General features: G+C 53.4%; 11 protein-coding genes. 4 read left to right on the top strand and 7 right to left on the bottom strand.

What is annotated here, in order from left to right; genetic code table 11:
* Positions 1-14: 14 nt before the first annotated feature.
* Entirely contained in the window at positions 15-983 is a 969-nt protein-coding gene (locus tag L1285_RS05175) for a class 1 fructose-bisphosphatase (protein ID WP_235411238.1), read from the bottom strand.
* A gap of 159 nt (positions 984-1,142) precedes the next feature.
* Between L1285_RS05175 and L1285_RS05170 the strand changes: the two genes are divergently transcribed.
* On the top strand, positions 1,143-3,569 hold the full coding sequence (locus tag L1285_RS05170) for a zinc-dependent metalloprotease (RefSeq protein ID WP_235411237.1): 2,427 nt from the start codon (positions 1,143-1,145) through the stop codon (positions 3,567-3,569).
* A 57-nt stretch (positions 3,570-3,626) separates the two neighbouring features.
* On the opposite strand, the gene L1285_RS05165 is transcribed toward L1285_RS05170, so the two are convergent.
* The 6 genes from L1285_RS05165 to argE all read right to left on the bottom strand — a co-directional run bounded on the left by L1285_RS05165 (position 3,627) and on the right by argE (position 11,712).
* Entirely contained in the window at positions 3,627-4,658 is a 1,032-nt protein-coding gene (locus L1285_RS05165) for a heme-binding protein (protein WP_235411236.1), read from the bottom strand.
* 95 nt (positions 4,659-4,753) lie between these two features.
* On the bottom strand, positions 4,754-6,739 hold the full coding sequence (locus L1285_RS05160) for an alkaline phosphatase family protein (RefSeq protein WP_235411235.1): 1,986 nt from the start codon (positions 6,737-6,739) through the stop codon (positions 4,754-4,756).
* 1 nt (position 6,740) lies between these two features.
* Positions 6,741-7,829, bottom strand: coding sequence for a ferritin-like domain-containing protein (locus tag L1285_RS05155; RefSeq protein WP_235411234.1), 1,089 nt, complete (start codon positions 7,827-7,829; stop codon positions 6,741-6,743).
* Positions 7,830-7,842: 13 nt separating this feature from the next.
* Positions 7,843-9,678 (bottom strand): GMC family oxidoreductase, encoded by a 1,836-nt coding sequence (locus L1285_RS05150; RefSeq protein ID WP_235411233.1) that lies wholly within the window; start codon positions 9,676-9,678, stop codon positions 7,843-7,845.
* A gap of 9 nt (positions 9,679-9,687) precedes the next feature.
* Positions 9,688-10,176 carry a hypothetical protein gene (locus L1285_RS05145; RefSeq protein WP_235411232.1) on the bottom strand — a complete coding sequence of 163 codons (489 nt, stop codon included), beginning with the start codon at positions 10,174-10,176 and terminating at the stop codon, positions 9,688-9,690.
* Between the two features lie 372 nt (positions 10,177-10,548).
* Entirely contained in the window at positions 10,549-11,712 is a 1,164-nt protein-coding gene (gene argE / locus L1285_RS05140) for an acetylornithine deacetylase (protein WP_235411231.1), read from the bottom strand.
* A gap of 174 nt (positions 11,713-11,886) precedes the next feature.
* Here argE and argC point away from each other — a divergent pair, with 174 nt between their 5' ends.
* From argC to L1285_RS05125, 3 genes are read left to right on the top strand one after another with little or no spacing between them, the layout of a single operon-like run.
* Entirely contained in the window at positions 11,887-12,897 is a 1,011-nt protein-coding gene (argC, locus tag L1285_RS05135) for an N-acetyl-gamma-glutamyl-phosphate reductase (protein WP_235411230.1), read from the top strand.
* Positions 12,898-12,900: 3 nt separating this feature from the next.
* A complete protein-coding gene (gene argB / locus L1285_RS05130; RefSeq protein WP_235411229.1) occupies positions 12,901-13,683 on the top strand; it encodes an acetylglutamate kinase in 783 nt (260 codons plus the stop codon).
* An 8-nt stretch (positions 13,684-13,691) separates the two neighbouring features.
* Entirely contained in the window at positions 13,692-14,612 is a 921-nt protein-coding gene (locus L1285_RS05125; protein WP_235411228.1) for an ornithine carbamoyltransferase, read from the top strand.
* The last annotated feature ends 20 nt before the right edge of the window (positions 14,613-14,632 follow it).

The raw sequence follows: 14,632 nt of genomic DNA, 5'->3' as shown, positions 1-14,632 counted from the left end.
ACTAATCCTAAAGCTTACTTATGATACCCAAGACACGCTTCGACTTCGTTTTTCGAGCCTAAGATCACCGCCACGCGCTGGTGGATATGTTCCGGGTCGATATCCAGAATGCGTTGCTCGCCGGTGTGGGCCAGGCCGCCGGCTTGTTCTACCAGCATGGCCATCGGGTTGGCTTCGTACATCAGGCGCAGTTTGTATGGCTTTTCCGGGTTTTTGGTGTCGGCCGGGTAGGTAAACAGGCCGCCGCGGCATAGTACACGGTGTACGTCACCCACCATGGCGGCAATCCAACGCATGTTGAAGTTTTTACCGCGCGGGCCGGTGTCGCCTGCCAGCAGGTCGTTGATGTAGTTTTGCATGGCCGGTTGCCAGTGACGCTGGTTTGAGGCGTTGATGGCAAATTCTTTGGTGTCGGCCGGGATTTTGGCAAATTCTTCAGTCAGCAGGAAACTGCCGTGGGTTTTATCCAGCGTGAAGATGCGGGTGCCTTTACCTGTGGTCAGTGCCAGCGTGGTGCACGGGCCGTACAGGACGTAGCCTGCGGCAACTTGCTTGTGGCCGGGCTGCATAAAGATAGCCGGATCGGCCGGATCGCCGTCTTCTGGCGCTTCCATAATAGAGAAGATGGTGCCAACCAGCGAGTTGATATCGGTATTCGATGAGCCATCCAGCGGGTCGAATGCGACAATAAATTTGGCATCCGGGTTACCTGCTACCGTGCCTTCTTCTTCTTCCGAGGCAATGGCTTTTACATAGCCAGACTCCAGCAGAATGTCTTTAAGTAGCTGGTTAGACAGTACGTCGAGTTTCTTCTGAGTTTCGCCCTGAATGTTTTCATCCAGCGTTGAACCCAGCACGCCTGACAGCGCGCCCTGACCGACGCGGAAAGAGATTTCTTTACAGGCAGCCAGAATGGTTCGGATCAGTGAAACCAGTTCACGGGAACAGCCGTCTTCAATTAACACCGGTGGAAGTCTACGCATAAATTTTAGTCCTGATAACGGTTATGTTGCAGCCCTGAAAGAGTGAGAGAGCAGGCCACAAACAGCGCTGAATTTTGTCCTAAATAACTGTATTTTGTATACGATTTAATATACAAAAGGGGTACCAGTCATCTAACCTCAAATAACAAAGATAAGAAAATGCGAAAAACACGCTTTGCACCTCACATGTTCTCGGCTTTGCTGCTGGCTATGATACCCCAAGCGCACGCTGCAATTAAGTCTATTGATGAATTTACTGACAAACTCAACCATTTTCCCGGGTTCTATGCGTTTTACAGCGACCCATCCAGTGGCAAGATTTATCTCGATGTCGACAAGCTCGCTCAGCCATTTTTGTTGCAGCATAGCCTGCCGTATGGCGTCGGCTCAAACGACATAGGCCTGGATAGAGGCCAGCTGGGCAGCACGTATCTGGTGCAGTTCGAGCGCTTTGGTGACAAGGTGATGCTGCGTGCTCTGAATACCTATTTTCGTGCCAGTGCCGACAATCCGGCAGAGCAGCAAAGCGTAAAAGAGGCTTTTGCCTCAAGCATTTTAAACGGCTTTAAGGTGGTGGCCGAAGATGACGACAGCGTACTGATTGACTACACGCCTTACCTGTTATCGGATGTACATGGCGTATCTCGCACCCTGGCGGCGCGCAATCAGGGCAGTTACAGTCTGGACGCCAGCCGCAGCGCGACCTATATGCCGCGCTCTAAAGCCTTTATGAAAAATACCGAGCTGGAAGCGGTGCTGACCTTTAAGGGCAGCAAGCCCGGCGAATATGTGAAGCAGGCCACGGCGAACCCTTATGCGGTCACTGTCCACCAGCACCACTCGTTGATTGAACTGCCGGATGATAACTATCAACCCCGTGCATTTCATCCGCAGTCGGGCTACTGGAGCATAGAGCATAAAGACTATTCGGCACCACTGAGCGAATCTATGTATGTGCGTTATATCCCGCGCCACCGTTTAAACAAAAAAGATCCGACGGCAAAAGTATCTGAGCCGGTCGAGCCGATTGTGTATTACCTGGATCCGGGCGTACCTGAGCCGGTAAAAACCGCGTTGCTGGATGGCGCGCGCTGGTGGGATCAGGCTTTTGAAGCGGCGGGTTACAAAAATGCTTTCCAGGTCAAAGTGCTGCCGGAAAATGCCGATCCTATGGACATTCGTTACAACGTGATCCAGTGGGTGCATCGTGCAACCCGTGGCTGGTCATATGGTGCATCGGTGATCGATCCGCGCACCGGCGAGATCATAAAAGGCCATGTGACGCTGGGCTCGTTGCGGGTGCGTCAGGATATTCTGATAGCCGAAGCTTTAGCCGCGCCATTTGTAAAAGGCGATGAAGTGACGGCGCGTTTGCATGCTATGGCGCTGGACCGCATTCGCCAGCTCAGTGCCCACGAAATCGGCCACACCCTGGGAATTGCCCATAACTTCTCGGCGTCGGTAAAAGAGCGTGCCTCGGTAATGGATTATCCACATCCGCTGGTGGGCATGAACGAACAGGGTGAGCTGGATATCAGTAAAGGCTATGCCACCGGCATGGGCGAGTGGGATACCCAAGTGATCAAATACGGTTACAGTGACTTTACCGCACAAGACGAAGCTCAGGCACTGGCGGCGATTTTGGCTGAAAACAAGAGCAAGGGGCTGGAGTTTATCTCGGATGCCGATGCCCGTCCGAAAGGCGGAGCGCACCCAAGCGCCCACCTATGGGATAACGGTGACGACCCGGCTGCTGAATTAACACGAGTGCTGGATATTCGTCAAAAGGCGCTGGCCCGTTTTGGCCTGAATAACATCAAAACCGGTGAGGCTTTATCTCAGCTGGAAGAAAAGCTGGTGCCGCTGTATTTGTTCCACCGTTATCAGGTGGAGTCGGCGGTGAAATTGATTGGCGGCGTAGACTATGACTACGAAGTGCGAGGCGAGCAGAGCCCGAAAGGCGCTCAGGTGGTGGCTAAGGCAAAGCAACAGGCGGCATTGTCGGTCCTGTTGGAGACCTTATCGCCTGAGCAGCTGATGATCCCAGAATCGGTATTGGCGCTGATCCCGCCCAAAGCCTATGGTGAGTATAAAACCCGGGAGAGTGTGAAAGGTCGCACCGGCCTGACGCTTGATGCCATGGCGTTGCCGGAGGTGGCGGCGCAGCATACCCTGAGCTTGTTGCTTAACCCTGAGCGATTAAATCGTCTGGCGCAGCAGGAGGCCCGCAACCGCGCGCACCTGAGCAGCGACGAGGTATTGAATACCCTCTATCAGCATGTTTTCCAGCCCAAAGCCCAGCCGGGCATGGCGACTAAGCTTGCGCAGCGGGTGCAGTTTTTAACGGCTTACCGCCTGGCAGAGCTTAGCAGCAGCGACAAGCTGGCACCTGAGGTGCAGGCGCAATTGCGTTTTTACCTCAACCAGCTGGTGGAGCAATACAGCAACGATTCCTTGTTTGGTGGCGCCACTAAAGCGGATGCATTCGAAACCTACCTGGCTGAGCAGGTGGCCCAGTATCTGAAAAGCGGCACATGGCCAGCGGGCTTTAAAGCCTTACCAATGCCGCCGGGTTCGCCCATCTAAGCGCGTTTAGAGAAAAACCGGACTGAGTGCAGTCCGGTTTTTTTATGCCCGCTTAGTTTAGACTTTTTTAACTAAGGTATTGGTGGTGATGTGCGGGAAGGTGACGGACTGGCCCTGAATGGGGATCTCCATGGTGATATTTTGCGAGTACTGCAACTGGGTAAAGTTATCACTGCCATCGAGTGATTCCAGCCAGTAGCTGATGGCGTAACGGCTAACGTTGGCGTGTTGCTGTTCAAAGCCAATGTTGGTGACCGGAATGCCGGAGTGGGCGGTATCGACTTCCAGCAGAATAAACTTCTTAGGCGGTGAGACTTCCAGTGCATTGGTCAGCGGCTGGTTGGGATTCAGGGTAAAGTCCGGATTTAGATTACCGACACTTTTGGTGCTGTACTGATCGGTGCTGACATCGTGAGGCAGGCCCATGGGCAAGACATCGCTCTTGCTCAGCATCGGAATGGTCGGCACACCTGTGCCAGACTGGAAATGGCCGCTGGCAAGAATTGAGTTACCATGTGGCACCGACATTTGCTTGATAAAGTCATAGTTTTGTGTGGGCGGCACACTATTAGGCACCGTTTCAGTTCCGATCCCCGGCTTTTCTCCGTTGCCATAAGGCCCCAGCAGTTGTTTTCGGTCGGTCAGGAACAGCAGTGAGCCATTTTCGGCATGCACCAGCTGATCTTTGGCCGGGCCATCGGCAAAGTAAACGCGCTGTTCATAAAACAGAGTATTGGCAACCTGAGTGCCTAACCCACCCCGGTTAGGCGCCGTGCCGTGAATGGCTGAAAAAGTCAGTTCCTCATAATAAGCAAAGTTTTTCAGAATATAGCTGGCTTCCTGGGGCAGTGGCATCAGGCAGTAAGAAAATGGTTTGTCTGTGCCACCCATACCCGAGTTACCCAGCGGCTGATTGGTCCAGGTGCCTATCAGATGTTGCAATGGGCCAAGCTCAGTGGTCGGCGCGGGTGGGTTATCCTGTGCCGGGTCGATCAGCAAAGGTTTAGAAAGATCCGGGGGCGTTACGTCAGTCATGGTGGTGTCCTCATTTGTTGCTACTGGCATGTGGGTGCTTATCCCGTATGCCATAGGCTGATCCCTTCAGTGACTGCACGAAGGCAACGGGATCCCTGGCCGCCTTCGTCTGTACTCAGTGATTAATGGTGTTCATGTTTTGTCGTGTCTCAGTCTTGCTCCCCATTTGTGTGCCTGTGTATCGACCGATAGGCCGCTACATGCGCGCGCAATTGCTGGTCTTGGCTGCTTTGGTAAAAGCACCACAGCTGATCGCGGTACCGCGCGGCGCATAAGGGGCTGGCGGTATCCCGGTGGACGTTGCTAAGCGGCTGCTGTTCGCTCCAGCCCGCCTCGGCCATGGTGCCGTAGCCATTGCTGGTAGTATCTGCCTTAGCGGGATCGTAAGACACGGGCAACTGGCTGGTGAGCACGCCGGGAATCGAAAAGTTAGCGCTCAAAAGTTGCTGACTATGGGGGGCGTTGTGGAACAAGTGCAGCACGCCATCGAGCGTGGCGGCGGCCAGCTGGCCGTCACTTTGGTAACTGTGTTCTTGTGGCTCCGGCTCATCGGGCGTGAGTTTACTCGGTGCCTGCGAAAAGTGGCCAATACCAAAGCCGTTAGCCGACCACTGATGGCTTACGGCATTGTCCTGAGGACCGGCATAGGCGCTGTTGCTGACATCGGTGACATTAAATTCGGCACTGTTGTAGCTCAGGCAGGCCAGTGCATTGGCGCTGCCTTCACGGTAAATCAACAAGGTATTGCTGCCCAGTGAGGCCAGAGTAAATGCACCTTCTGGCCTGCATACCAGTGTTTGTGGCTGGCTTTGCCACTGTTGCTGGGCATAGCGCTGAGCCTGCATAGTGCCTTGCTGGTCGCGATACACCAAAAGCAGCTCGTGACTTTGCGGCAACACCTGAAGGGCAAGGGCCGATACACAGTCATCGCTGGGCGCAGCCAGGGATTGCCAGCCCTGATTTGCTGTGAGCGTTCGCAACGTAATTCTCAGGTCCAGGTCGCGATAGCCCAGCACCAGGGTAGTGTCCTGCGCACTCAATTGTAGCTGATCTTTACAGTCCTCCCGCGCCAGTAAGGGCTCAGACCAGGCATGGCCGTCAAAGCTGGTGCAATACAGATGGCCCGGTCTGTCGTCCCGAGTGTAAAACAGATAGAGCAAGTCACCGAGGCTGGCGGTTTGCAGCTCACTGGCATGCTCAATGTGGGGCACGCAAGCTGCGGGGTGCCAGTGCAGTGCCTCATCCCACAAAAAGCGGAAATAGTTGGCATGCTCGTCGTTTTTACCCAGGGTGCCGAGCGAGAAGTTTTCCTCTATGGTGCGCAGCAAGGAGTAATGATTGTAGCCCTCATGCTGCTGCGACGGCGTCAGGGTATCGCCCAGCAACACCGTATAAATCTGATTGGGCCCGTCGTAGTAATACTTGTACTTCTGGCTGGTATCGTAATCCGATTCAAAATCGGCTTCGTCATAGGTGACGACCACCAGGGTATTGTCGGGCAATTTACTGTTGGGGCCAGGGAAGTTAATCGACGCAAAGAATGACTTCAGCCAGTCGGCCTGCTGATCCACGAGTACCGGCGCGCGTTCACCTTTAAGGTCATTGTCCTTGCTGCCAAGTAAGTAATGCCCGTCGTGCCACATATTGGGGGTAAACCAGGCAAACTCAGGCAGGGTGTCGTTGAGCAGGTCCTGATAAAACTGTGCTTCGTTGCCAATTTTTTGCCAGCGCGTTTCGCTGTCGAGGATGCGGGAAAACGATGAAAACGGGTCGTGCTTAAGCACATAAGGATAGCTATTTACGGGCGTGAAGTTAGTTGCTTTCCAGGGCGTCCAGCCCGCCACATAGCTCTCCATATAGGCGCGCCAGTCCAGGTTCTGGGTTGAGTCTTCAATCAGGTCGACCAGAGTACGCTGGGGCAAACGCTGCGGCACTTCATCGTCGGTTACATTGCACAGCTCGCCTGCCAGAGACGCAATATAGTTGGTCTGCGACGGGTGCATCACGCCAAAACTGTTGGTCAGTTCAATCCCTTGTGCAGCCAGGTTGCGCATGTAGGGGTTATTCATCACGTAGCCGCGATACTGGTTTTCAAACATGATCACAATAATATGATCGAAGCGTCTGGTGGTCATATCAGCATCCTCCCGGGCGGTCTTTGGCGGCAATATAGCGCCAGGTCGGCGTAGCGTATTGTCCGCTGTCATCGGGCAGGGGCACCCGCATCATGCTTTGGGCCTTTTCCTTGAGCCCGAACATAGTGCCAACGGCGGCAACCAGTAAGTCTGGCTGGCCATTGAAGGCCAGATGAAGCTGATCCAGCAGCAGGCTCAGGGTCAGGTTAAATTCCGTGTCGAGCCGGGCAATCGCGGGGTAAGGCTGGTAGTGTTCCGGTTGTGGGTTTTTCACCACGTTATAAACCTGGTGATAATCAATCGGAATAGCCGGACCGGTTGGTCCTGAATTAGGCGTGTCGCCCTGGGCATAGCGATAACCCAACAGCAGCTCATTAAAGCGGTAGTAATGGGACAGTTCTCTGGGTTGCATAAACAACTGATGGTCGCCGCTGCCTATGCCCGTGGTATCACCCAGCGGAAAGGGCTGATCCGGATCCCAGCAGTCATCTGGCACCCCTTCGCCCTGCGCTATGATGGCATTGAGGGCAAAGTTGGCGGAGGCCAGGTCTGTCACTGGGGTGATCTCTCCGCCGCCGCCATAGTAATACTTATGCGCGATTTGCTTGTCGTGGCAGTCGGCGGGGAACAGCTCCGGACCGTAGCGTTCGTGCAGCGTTTGCAAGCCGTTTTCAATACCGGCATAGAATTCGCCTATGGTGATATCCCCCTCTTTTGCCAACGCGGCGGGCATTTCAATGTTGAGGAAGTTTTGCAGTGCCTCAGGGCTGAACTTTTGCAGATCTGCTTCAAACCAGGTTTCGCCGTCAGGCAGCTTAGTCGGAAAGGTAGGTAGAAATTCCGGACTGTTAATGGCCGGACTGCCTCCGGTGGCGATCAGCAGGTTCGCAGCATTGGTCAGATGGAACATTTCCTCCATCACAACCGAGCGGATCACTGTATAGGCACACTGATTGGTGCCTTCCTCAATGGAATACAAGGCGGTGAGGTAGACTGGCAAGGTGGAGAATTCCAGTTCAATGGCCAGTTGCAGGTCGTAGTGCAGCTGTTCGAGCGTTTCTATCGGACGTTTTTGCAGTTTATGATACATGGCAGATCCCTCATTAATACTGGTCGAGTGCGTTTAACACGTTGTCAGCAGCCCAGAAGGTCAGTGCTGCCATGGTTAAAGTCGGATTACTGGTCGCAATGGTGGGCATATTGCCGCAGCCAACCAGGTAGAGATTGGGATGATCCCAGCTACGTTGTTCGCGATTTACTACCGAGGTTTTTGGATCGTCGCCCATCAGGTGCGTGCCGACCAGGTGCCCGGCACCGTTGTAGACATAGCCTTTGCCCTGATACTGCACATAGCCCGGATCGCTGGTTTTATATTTGGTAAAAGGCTCGACGCCAAGGCGCTGGAAAATGGCATCTGACACTTCTTTAGCCTGTGCCATACCGGCGCGGGTGTAGTCGGTGACCTTGTAGTGGATCACCGGCCGGTAGTTGCCCAGCTGGTCCCGGTATTGATCGTCTATAGTGACGCGATTATCGGGGTCGGGGAGTTGCTCTACCAAAAAGCCAAAGCGGAACATGCGCGGGTACTCTTCGGCGATTTTGTGACGCAGGGCCGGGCCAAATAAGTTTTGCTCATCGATGAGCTCAGGCAAAGTGGCAATCGGCGCGCCTTCTGGCCAGCTCCAGCCCCAGTTACCTATCTCAATACGAAAAGCGGCTTGCTCGGCGCGAAATGCCCCGCCACGCAGTGAAGGGATCCCGGAGGTTGAACCTGGGCCTCGGAATGCGCCGATTTTGCAGGGCATCAGGCCCCAGGTCAGCATAGTCGGGTGGTCCATTAGATTGCGACCGACCTGATCGCTGGAATTTGCCACATTGGAGGCCAGCAATAGTTTGGCGTTTTCGACGGCGTGGGCGGCCAGCACCACCACTTTGCCTTTGACCGCTTTATCGTCATAAGCCGCGGATTTAGTAGAGTGGTAGCGTTTATAGTGGACCTTAGAGATGTGCTGCGTTTTGTGGTCCACCTCCAGGTTGTAAGCGACCGCCTGGGTTTCTATGGTTACATTGCCGGTGTTTTTGGCTTGTTCCAGCGTTTTTAAAGCTGAGTACTTGGCCTGAATAGGGCAGATAGGCACACAGTTAGAGTTGCCCGCACAGCGCTGACCCAGGTCTGGGTTGCCGACTGCCCCCACTGGGCGATAATCACCCCGCGGCATGCCGTTGCGCCCTTGTGGGGTGGCCACCACATCAATGGGATAGGGCTGGCTGTCAATTTCAACTTGCATGCCCTGAAGTCCTTTGGCCAGATACTGATCTAAAAAGCTCTGCGGAATTTGCTCCATCGGGTAATCGTAATTTGCTTCAAACGGCAGTTGTACGCTGGGGTTATCAATCTGCTGATAGGTCTGCACATCGGCATTGGCCGAGACCCCAATATGTTGTTCCGCGATTTCGTACCAGGGTTGTAAATCCTGATAGCTGATGGGCCAGTCTCGACCACGGCCAAAGCGCGTGTTCAGCTCAAAGTCTTCGGGCAGCATACGCAAGCAGGTGCCCAGCCAGTGCAGCGTGGTGCCGCCCTCGCTGCGGGTATAGGTACTGGCAAACGGGTCCGGACCGTACTGGACAAAATAGCCATGATCACTGACGGGTTTATTCAGCGGTGGCTTTTGAATATCAGTCACTAAAGGTTGTGGGGCATTGGGGTTGTTGGGGTAGGGCGCGTTGGGGATCTTGGCCATGGCAGTGAAGAAACGTTCCATATACGACTGGTAGCCCTTTTCTTTGCCCTGATCGAAGAAACGTCCATCGGTGCCCGTGCCAGCTTCCAGGATCAGCACTTGTTTGCCTTGCTCACCCAGTTGTTTGGCCATAATAGCGCCTGCAATACCGGCCCCGACGATGACCACGTCGTATTCTTTATGATGATGTGTCATGTTGCTGTCCTAATCCAGGTTGAGAGGTTTGACTGATTGGCCGGGGAAGGCCCAGGTGCCGTACCCAGGTTGTTTTGCTCCCATGGGGTGACTACCCAGGGCATTCCACACCAGGCCCTGAATATAGGCATTGCTGGAGATCACATAGTCTTCAACGGGCTGTTTATCCGCACTGAAATCGTCAACCCCATACAGGGCATTCCAGTCGGCAGGCAGCTGATACCAGATGGAGAGATACCACATCTTGATGATGTTTCTGGCAACCGGACCAAGTTTGGCGCAGTTCCAGATACGCTCGTAAAATTGTGCCTGATTAGATTCACACTCAAGCGCACCAATCTCCTCAGCCCGGTGATAAAGTTCCTGTATCACGTCCTGACGCACCCATTGGCTGAGTGTTTTGCAGTAAGTGGGACCCACGCCTGTGCCCTGTAATTCGACCTCGTCGTAGCCGGTCAATGTGGCACTGAGGCGATAAAAATCGGTCAGTCTGTACATAAGTTTGCCCCTGATAAAGTGATGAGAAAAATCGGCGAGCGGCACACATCAGCGGAAGGTAAGAAACACGGCGGATAGTCGGTTGTTTACCGGGCAAGTAACGGCGCATGGTACTGCGGATACCATGGCAACAGATTTGAGAAAGTAGTTTGCACATTTTTTGCCCCTTCCTTGTCAGTAGAGCGATACTGCGGCATCCATGCTGACAATCGATGGCCCGAACGGCCCTGATGTGCCTGTTGGGCACATCAATCACGATAAAAGCGAGCTTAAACGCGCTTGACGGGGCGCGCTCGGGCAGGCTTTTACCGCTCATGTATTACATCTGATCAGGTATAGTGGCTGGTTGTTGTTTGTGCAAATTACACGCTATTACACAAAGCACTGCTGCTTGATAAGCTCCGTGAGGATCTGCTGACTGGGTTTGATTTTTTCCATCGCCAAATATTCATCGGGCTGGTGTGCCTGGGCAATTGAGCCTGGTCCCATCACAATCGTTTCGCAACCAAGCTGCTGTAAAAAGGGCGCTTCCGTACAATAATTTACGGCCACGGCCTGCTGACCTGAAATTTTTTCAGCTAAAGCAACCAGTGCGCAATCCCGAGTGCCATGAAAAGCGGGAATGGGGTCATGTAAGTCAATCACTGACACACTGTTGGGATAACGCGTATTGATCGGGGCAACGGCCTGCAGTAACAAGGCCTGTAGCTCTGCAATGCTGAGTCCTGGCAGGGGTCGCAGGTCAATATGTAGCTCGCAGCAGCCACAAATTCGGTTGGCGTTATCGCCGCCGTGAATATGACCTAAATTCAAGGTCGGGTACGGAATTGCAAAATCATCAAGTGAATATTTATTCTTTAAATCTTCTTTTAACTGTAACAGATTAGTAATCACCTGCTGCATTATCTCGATGGCATTTAGGCCGCGATCCGGATCGGAGCTGTGCCCGGAGCGCCCTGTTACCCGAATCGCCGAAGACATATGCCCTTTGTGGGTATAAACCGGCACCATATCGGTGGGCTCACCTATGATACAGCGCTCTGGCTTGAGGTTACTGTGGCGTGCAATTTCCTGTGCACCGGCCATGGTAATCTCTTCATCTGCGGTGGCCAGGATCATGATTGGCGCGCTCTGCTTAAGATCTTTCAGCTCCTCCAGTGCTTGCAACACAAAAGCAAAAAAACCTTTCATATCAATACTTCCTAAGCCATATAAGCGGTTGTCTCGTTCGCTGAGGGTAAAGGGGTCAAAGTTCCAGCGGCTGTCATCAAAGGGCACGGTGTCTGTGTGTCCGGCCAGCATCAGGCCGCCGCTGTGCTCTGCCACGCCTGGTGGGCACCGTCTGGCGAGTAAGTTGAACTTGCCCGGCGCGGCATGCAGCTCGGTGATTTCGGTACTAAAGCCCAGCTGCTCACACCACTGCGCAAGCAGTTCAATGACCGCCCGGTTGCTTTGATTGAGGCTGGCGTCGAGTGCGCTGACAGAAGGGCGGGCTATCAGTTCGCGGTACATGGTTTTAAAGTCGGGTAGAGACATGGTGTTTATCCTGAAAATATTTATTCAAACCTGTTGCATAAAAATCTATATGTATGTAAGGTGAATATCAATTCATTTTTTTAGCATAAATATAGAGGGTGCAACAATGCGACGATAAGCTCATCAATAGCAAATATAAGGTCTTTGTGTTCACTTTAGTTTAAAGAGTTATCGATGTTTAACGTAGCAATTGTTGGCGCCAGCGGATATAGCGGCGCAGAGCTGGCCAGTTTAGTGGCCCGCCACCCGGGTTTGAATCTCAGTGGCTGTTATGTGTCAGAGCACAGCCTGGATAAAGGGAAGTGTCTGAGCGAGTTATATCCTGAACATACAGGTTTACTTGATGTCTCCCTGCTTCCTTTGACGAATGAGGCGTTTGCAGACATAGCCGACAGCGATGTCGACTATGTCTGCCTTTGTACCGACCATAAGGTAAGCGTTGAGCTGGCCCAAACCTTTCTGAACATGGGCAAAAAAGTTTTCGACTTGTCCGGGGCCTATCGGCTTAAAAACAGCGCAGATTACGAACAATACTATGGCTTTAGCCACCCTTACTCGCAGTGGCTCGACAAGGCGCAGTATGGCCTGGTCGAGTGGTATGGCGATTCCCTGAGCGAAGCTCAGCTGGTGGCAGTGCCCGGGTGCTATCCAACTGCTGCGCTAAATGCGCTTAAGCCGCTAAAACAGGCCGACTTACTTAGTGACAGCACCATTATTATCAATGCCGTCTCGGGTGTCACCGGTGCGGGCCGCAAAGCCAGCCTGAACACCCACTTTTGCGAAGTGTCTCTGGCGCCTTATGGGCTGTTTAACCATCGCCATACCCCGGAAATTGAACGCTATCTCGCGCATCCTGTGTTGTTTACGCCACATCTGGGTAATTTCCCGCGGGGTATTCTGGAAACCATTTATGTCTCACTCAAACCGGGTGTCTCAGAGCATCAGATTGCAGAGGCCTATCAGGTGCTGGCAGACGAACCGCTGATCCGTCTCAAAGGGGCCTGCATGCCGTCAATCAAAGGGGTGGCAAATCGCGCCTTTGTCGATATTGGCTGGCAGCAGCAGGGGCAGCAACTGATTGTCACAGTGGCGATAGATAATTTACTCAAAGGGGCGGCAGGGCAGGCGCTGCAGTGTATGAATCTGGCCAGTCAGTATCCGCATGAACAAGGGTTGATGGGGTAACTTATGACAGATATAAAAACCTGGGTGATCAAGCTCGGTGGGGCGGTGCTTAATTCAGAGCAGGCTGCCCATGACTTATTCAGCGCACTGAATACGCGTGCACAGCAAGACCAAACGCACCGTTTTGTGGTGGTGCATGGCGGTGGCGCGCTCGTGGATAGCTGGCTTAATGACGCCGGGTTTGCCACAGCTAAACACCAGGGGTTGCGGATCAGCCCTAAAGAGCAAATGCCTTATATTGTCGGCGCACTGGCCGGGTGTGCCAACAAACAACTCATGGCCCAGGCTATTACGGCGGGGTTAAGGCCGGTTGGGCTCAGCTTGTATGAAGCGGGCCTGATGACCACGCAAAAACTCAAAGCACTGGGGCAGGTGGGCACCTGTGAGCCGCAGGGCGACAGTTTGCTACCCGAGCTGCTGGCAGCCGGGCGGATCCCATTGGTCAGCTCAATTGGCATAGGCGCTGATGGCGCATTGTTTAACGTCAATGCCGACGAAGCAGCCGCAGCACTGGCACATCAGCTGGGCGCTGAACTGATTTTTATGACCGATGTCGAGGCGGTATTAGATGGCGCAGGTCAGCCGCTGGCGCAATTAAATAGCGACCAGATAGAACAACTGATAGCACAAAAGGTGATTGTGGGCGGGATGGAGGTCAAAGTTAAGACCAGTCTTCACGCTGCCCGACATTTACGACGCGGGGTGTATATCTCGAGCTGGCAAAAGCCAGATAACTTGCTTGCCCTGCTGGAGGGGCAGCACGTCGGAACGCAAATTTTACCTTAGGAAGCTTTATGTCGAGTCATTTTATAACTGGTCTGGAATTTGATAAAAGCCAGGCACTTAAGCTGCTTGCCCTGGCAAGCGATATGAAACAACAGCCGCAGGAATTTGCCCACGCACTGGCGGGCAAGTCTGTGGTCACGCTATTTGAAAAACCCAGCCTCAGAACCCGTTTGTCGTTTGATATTGGGATTAACAAACTGGGTGGTCATGCGGTCTATCTGGACCAACAAAACGGCGCCATGGGCAGCCGTGAATCTGTAAAGGATTTTGCGCTCAATATTGCCACCTGGGCCGATGCACTGGTGGCGCGGGTTTCTTCTCACCATACCCTGGAGGTGCTGGCTGAGCACTCATCAATTCCGGTGGTGAACAGCTTGTGTGACTTGTACCACCCCTGTCAGGCGCTGGCCGATTTTCTGACCCTGCAGGAGGTGTTTGGCGACGTCAGCCAGATCAAATTGGCGTATCTGGGTGAGGGCAACAATGTCTGTCAGTCTTTATTGCTGCTGGCGGCAACACTGGGGGCCGATTTTGTGGCTGTATGCCCGAAAGGCCATTCGCCCGATGCACAAATCGTTAAGCAGGCGGAGCAAATCGCGGCGGTTAATGGGGCGTCTGTGCTGATCAGCGACCGCATTGAAGCCGCAGTCGGTGCCAACGCCCTGTACACAGATACCTGGGTGTCAATGGGCAGTGATACGTCACTGGAGCAGGCAAAAACCACCTTTATGCCCTACCAGCTCAATCAGGCATTACTCGAACAAACTGGGGCCAGCACAGTGCTGCATTGCCAGCCTGCGCACCGTGGCTATGAGATCACCTCTCAGGTGATGGATGGTCCTAAAGCGCGAGTATTGCAACAGGCAGAAAACCGCATGCATGCGCAAAACGCCCTGTTACTGGCGCTTATGAATAAACAAATCGTCTGAGCCAACAAGATTTAAGTATT

Source organism: Pseudoalteromonas sp. DL2-H2.2 (genome assembly GCF_021532535.1).
Classification (GTDB): Bacteria; Pseudomonadota; Gammaproteobacteria; order Enterobacterales; family Alteromonadaceae; genus Pseudoalteromonas; species Pseudoalteromonas rubra_A.
The sequence above is the reverse complement of the archived record's forward strand: the minus strand, read 5'-3'. Positions and strand labels throughout refer to the sequence as shown.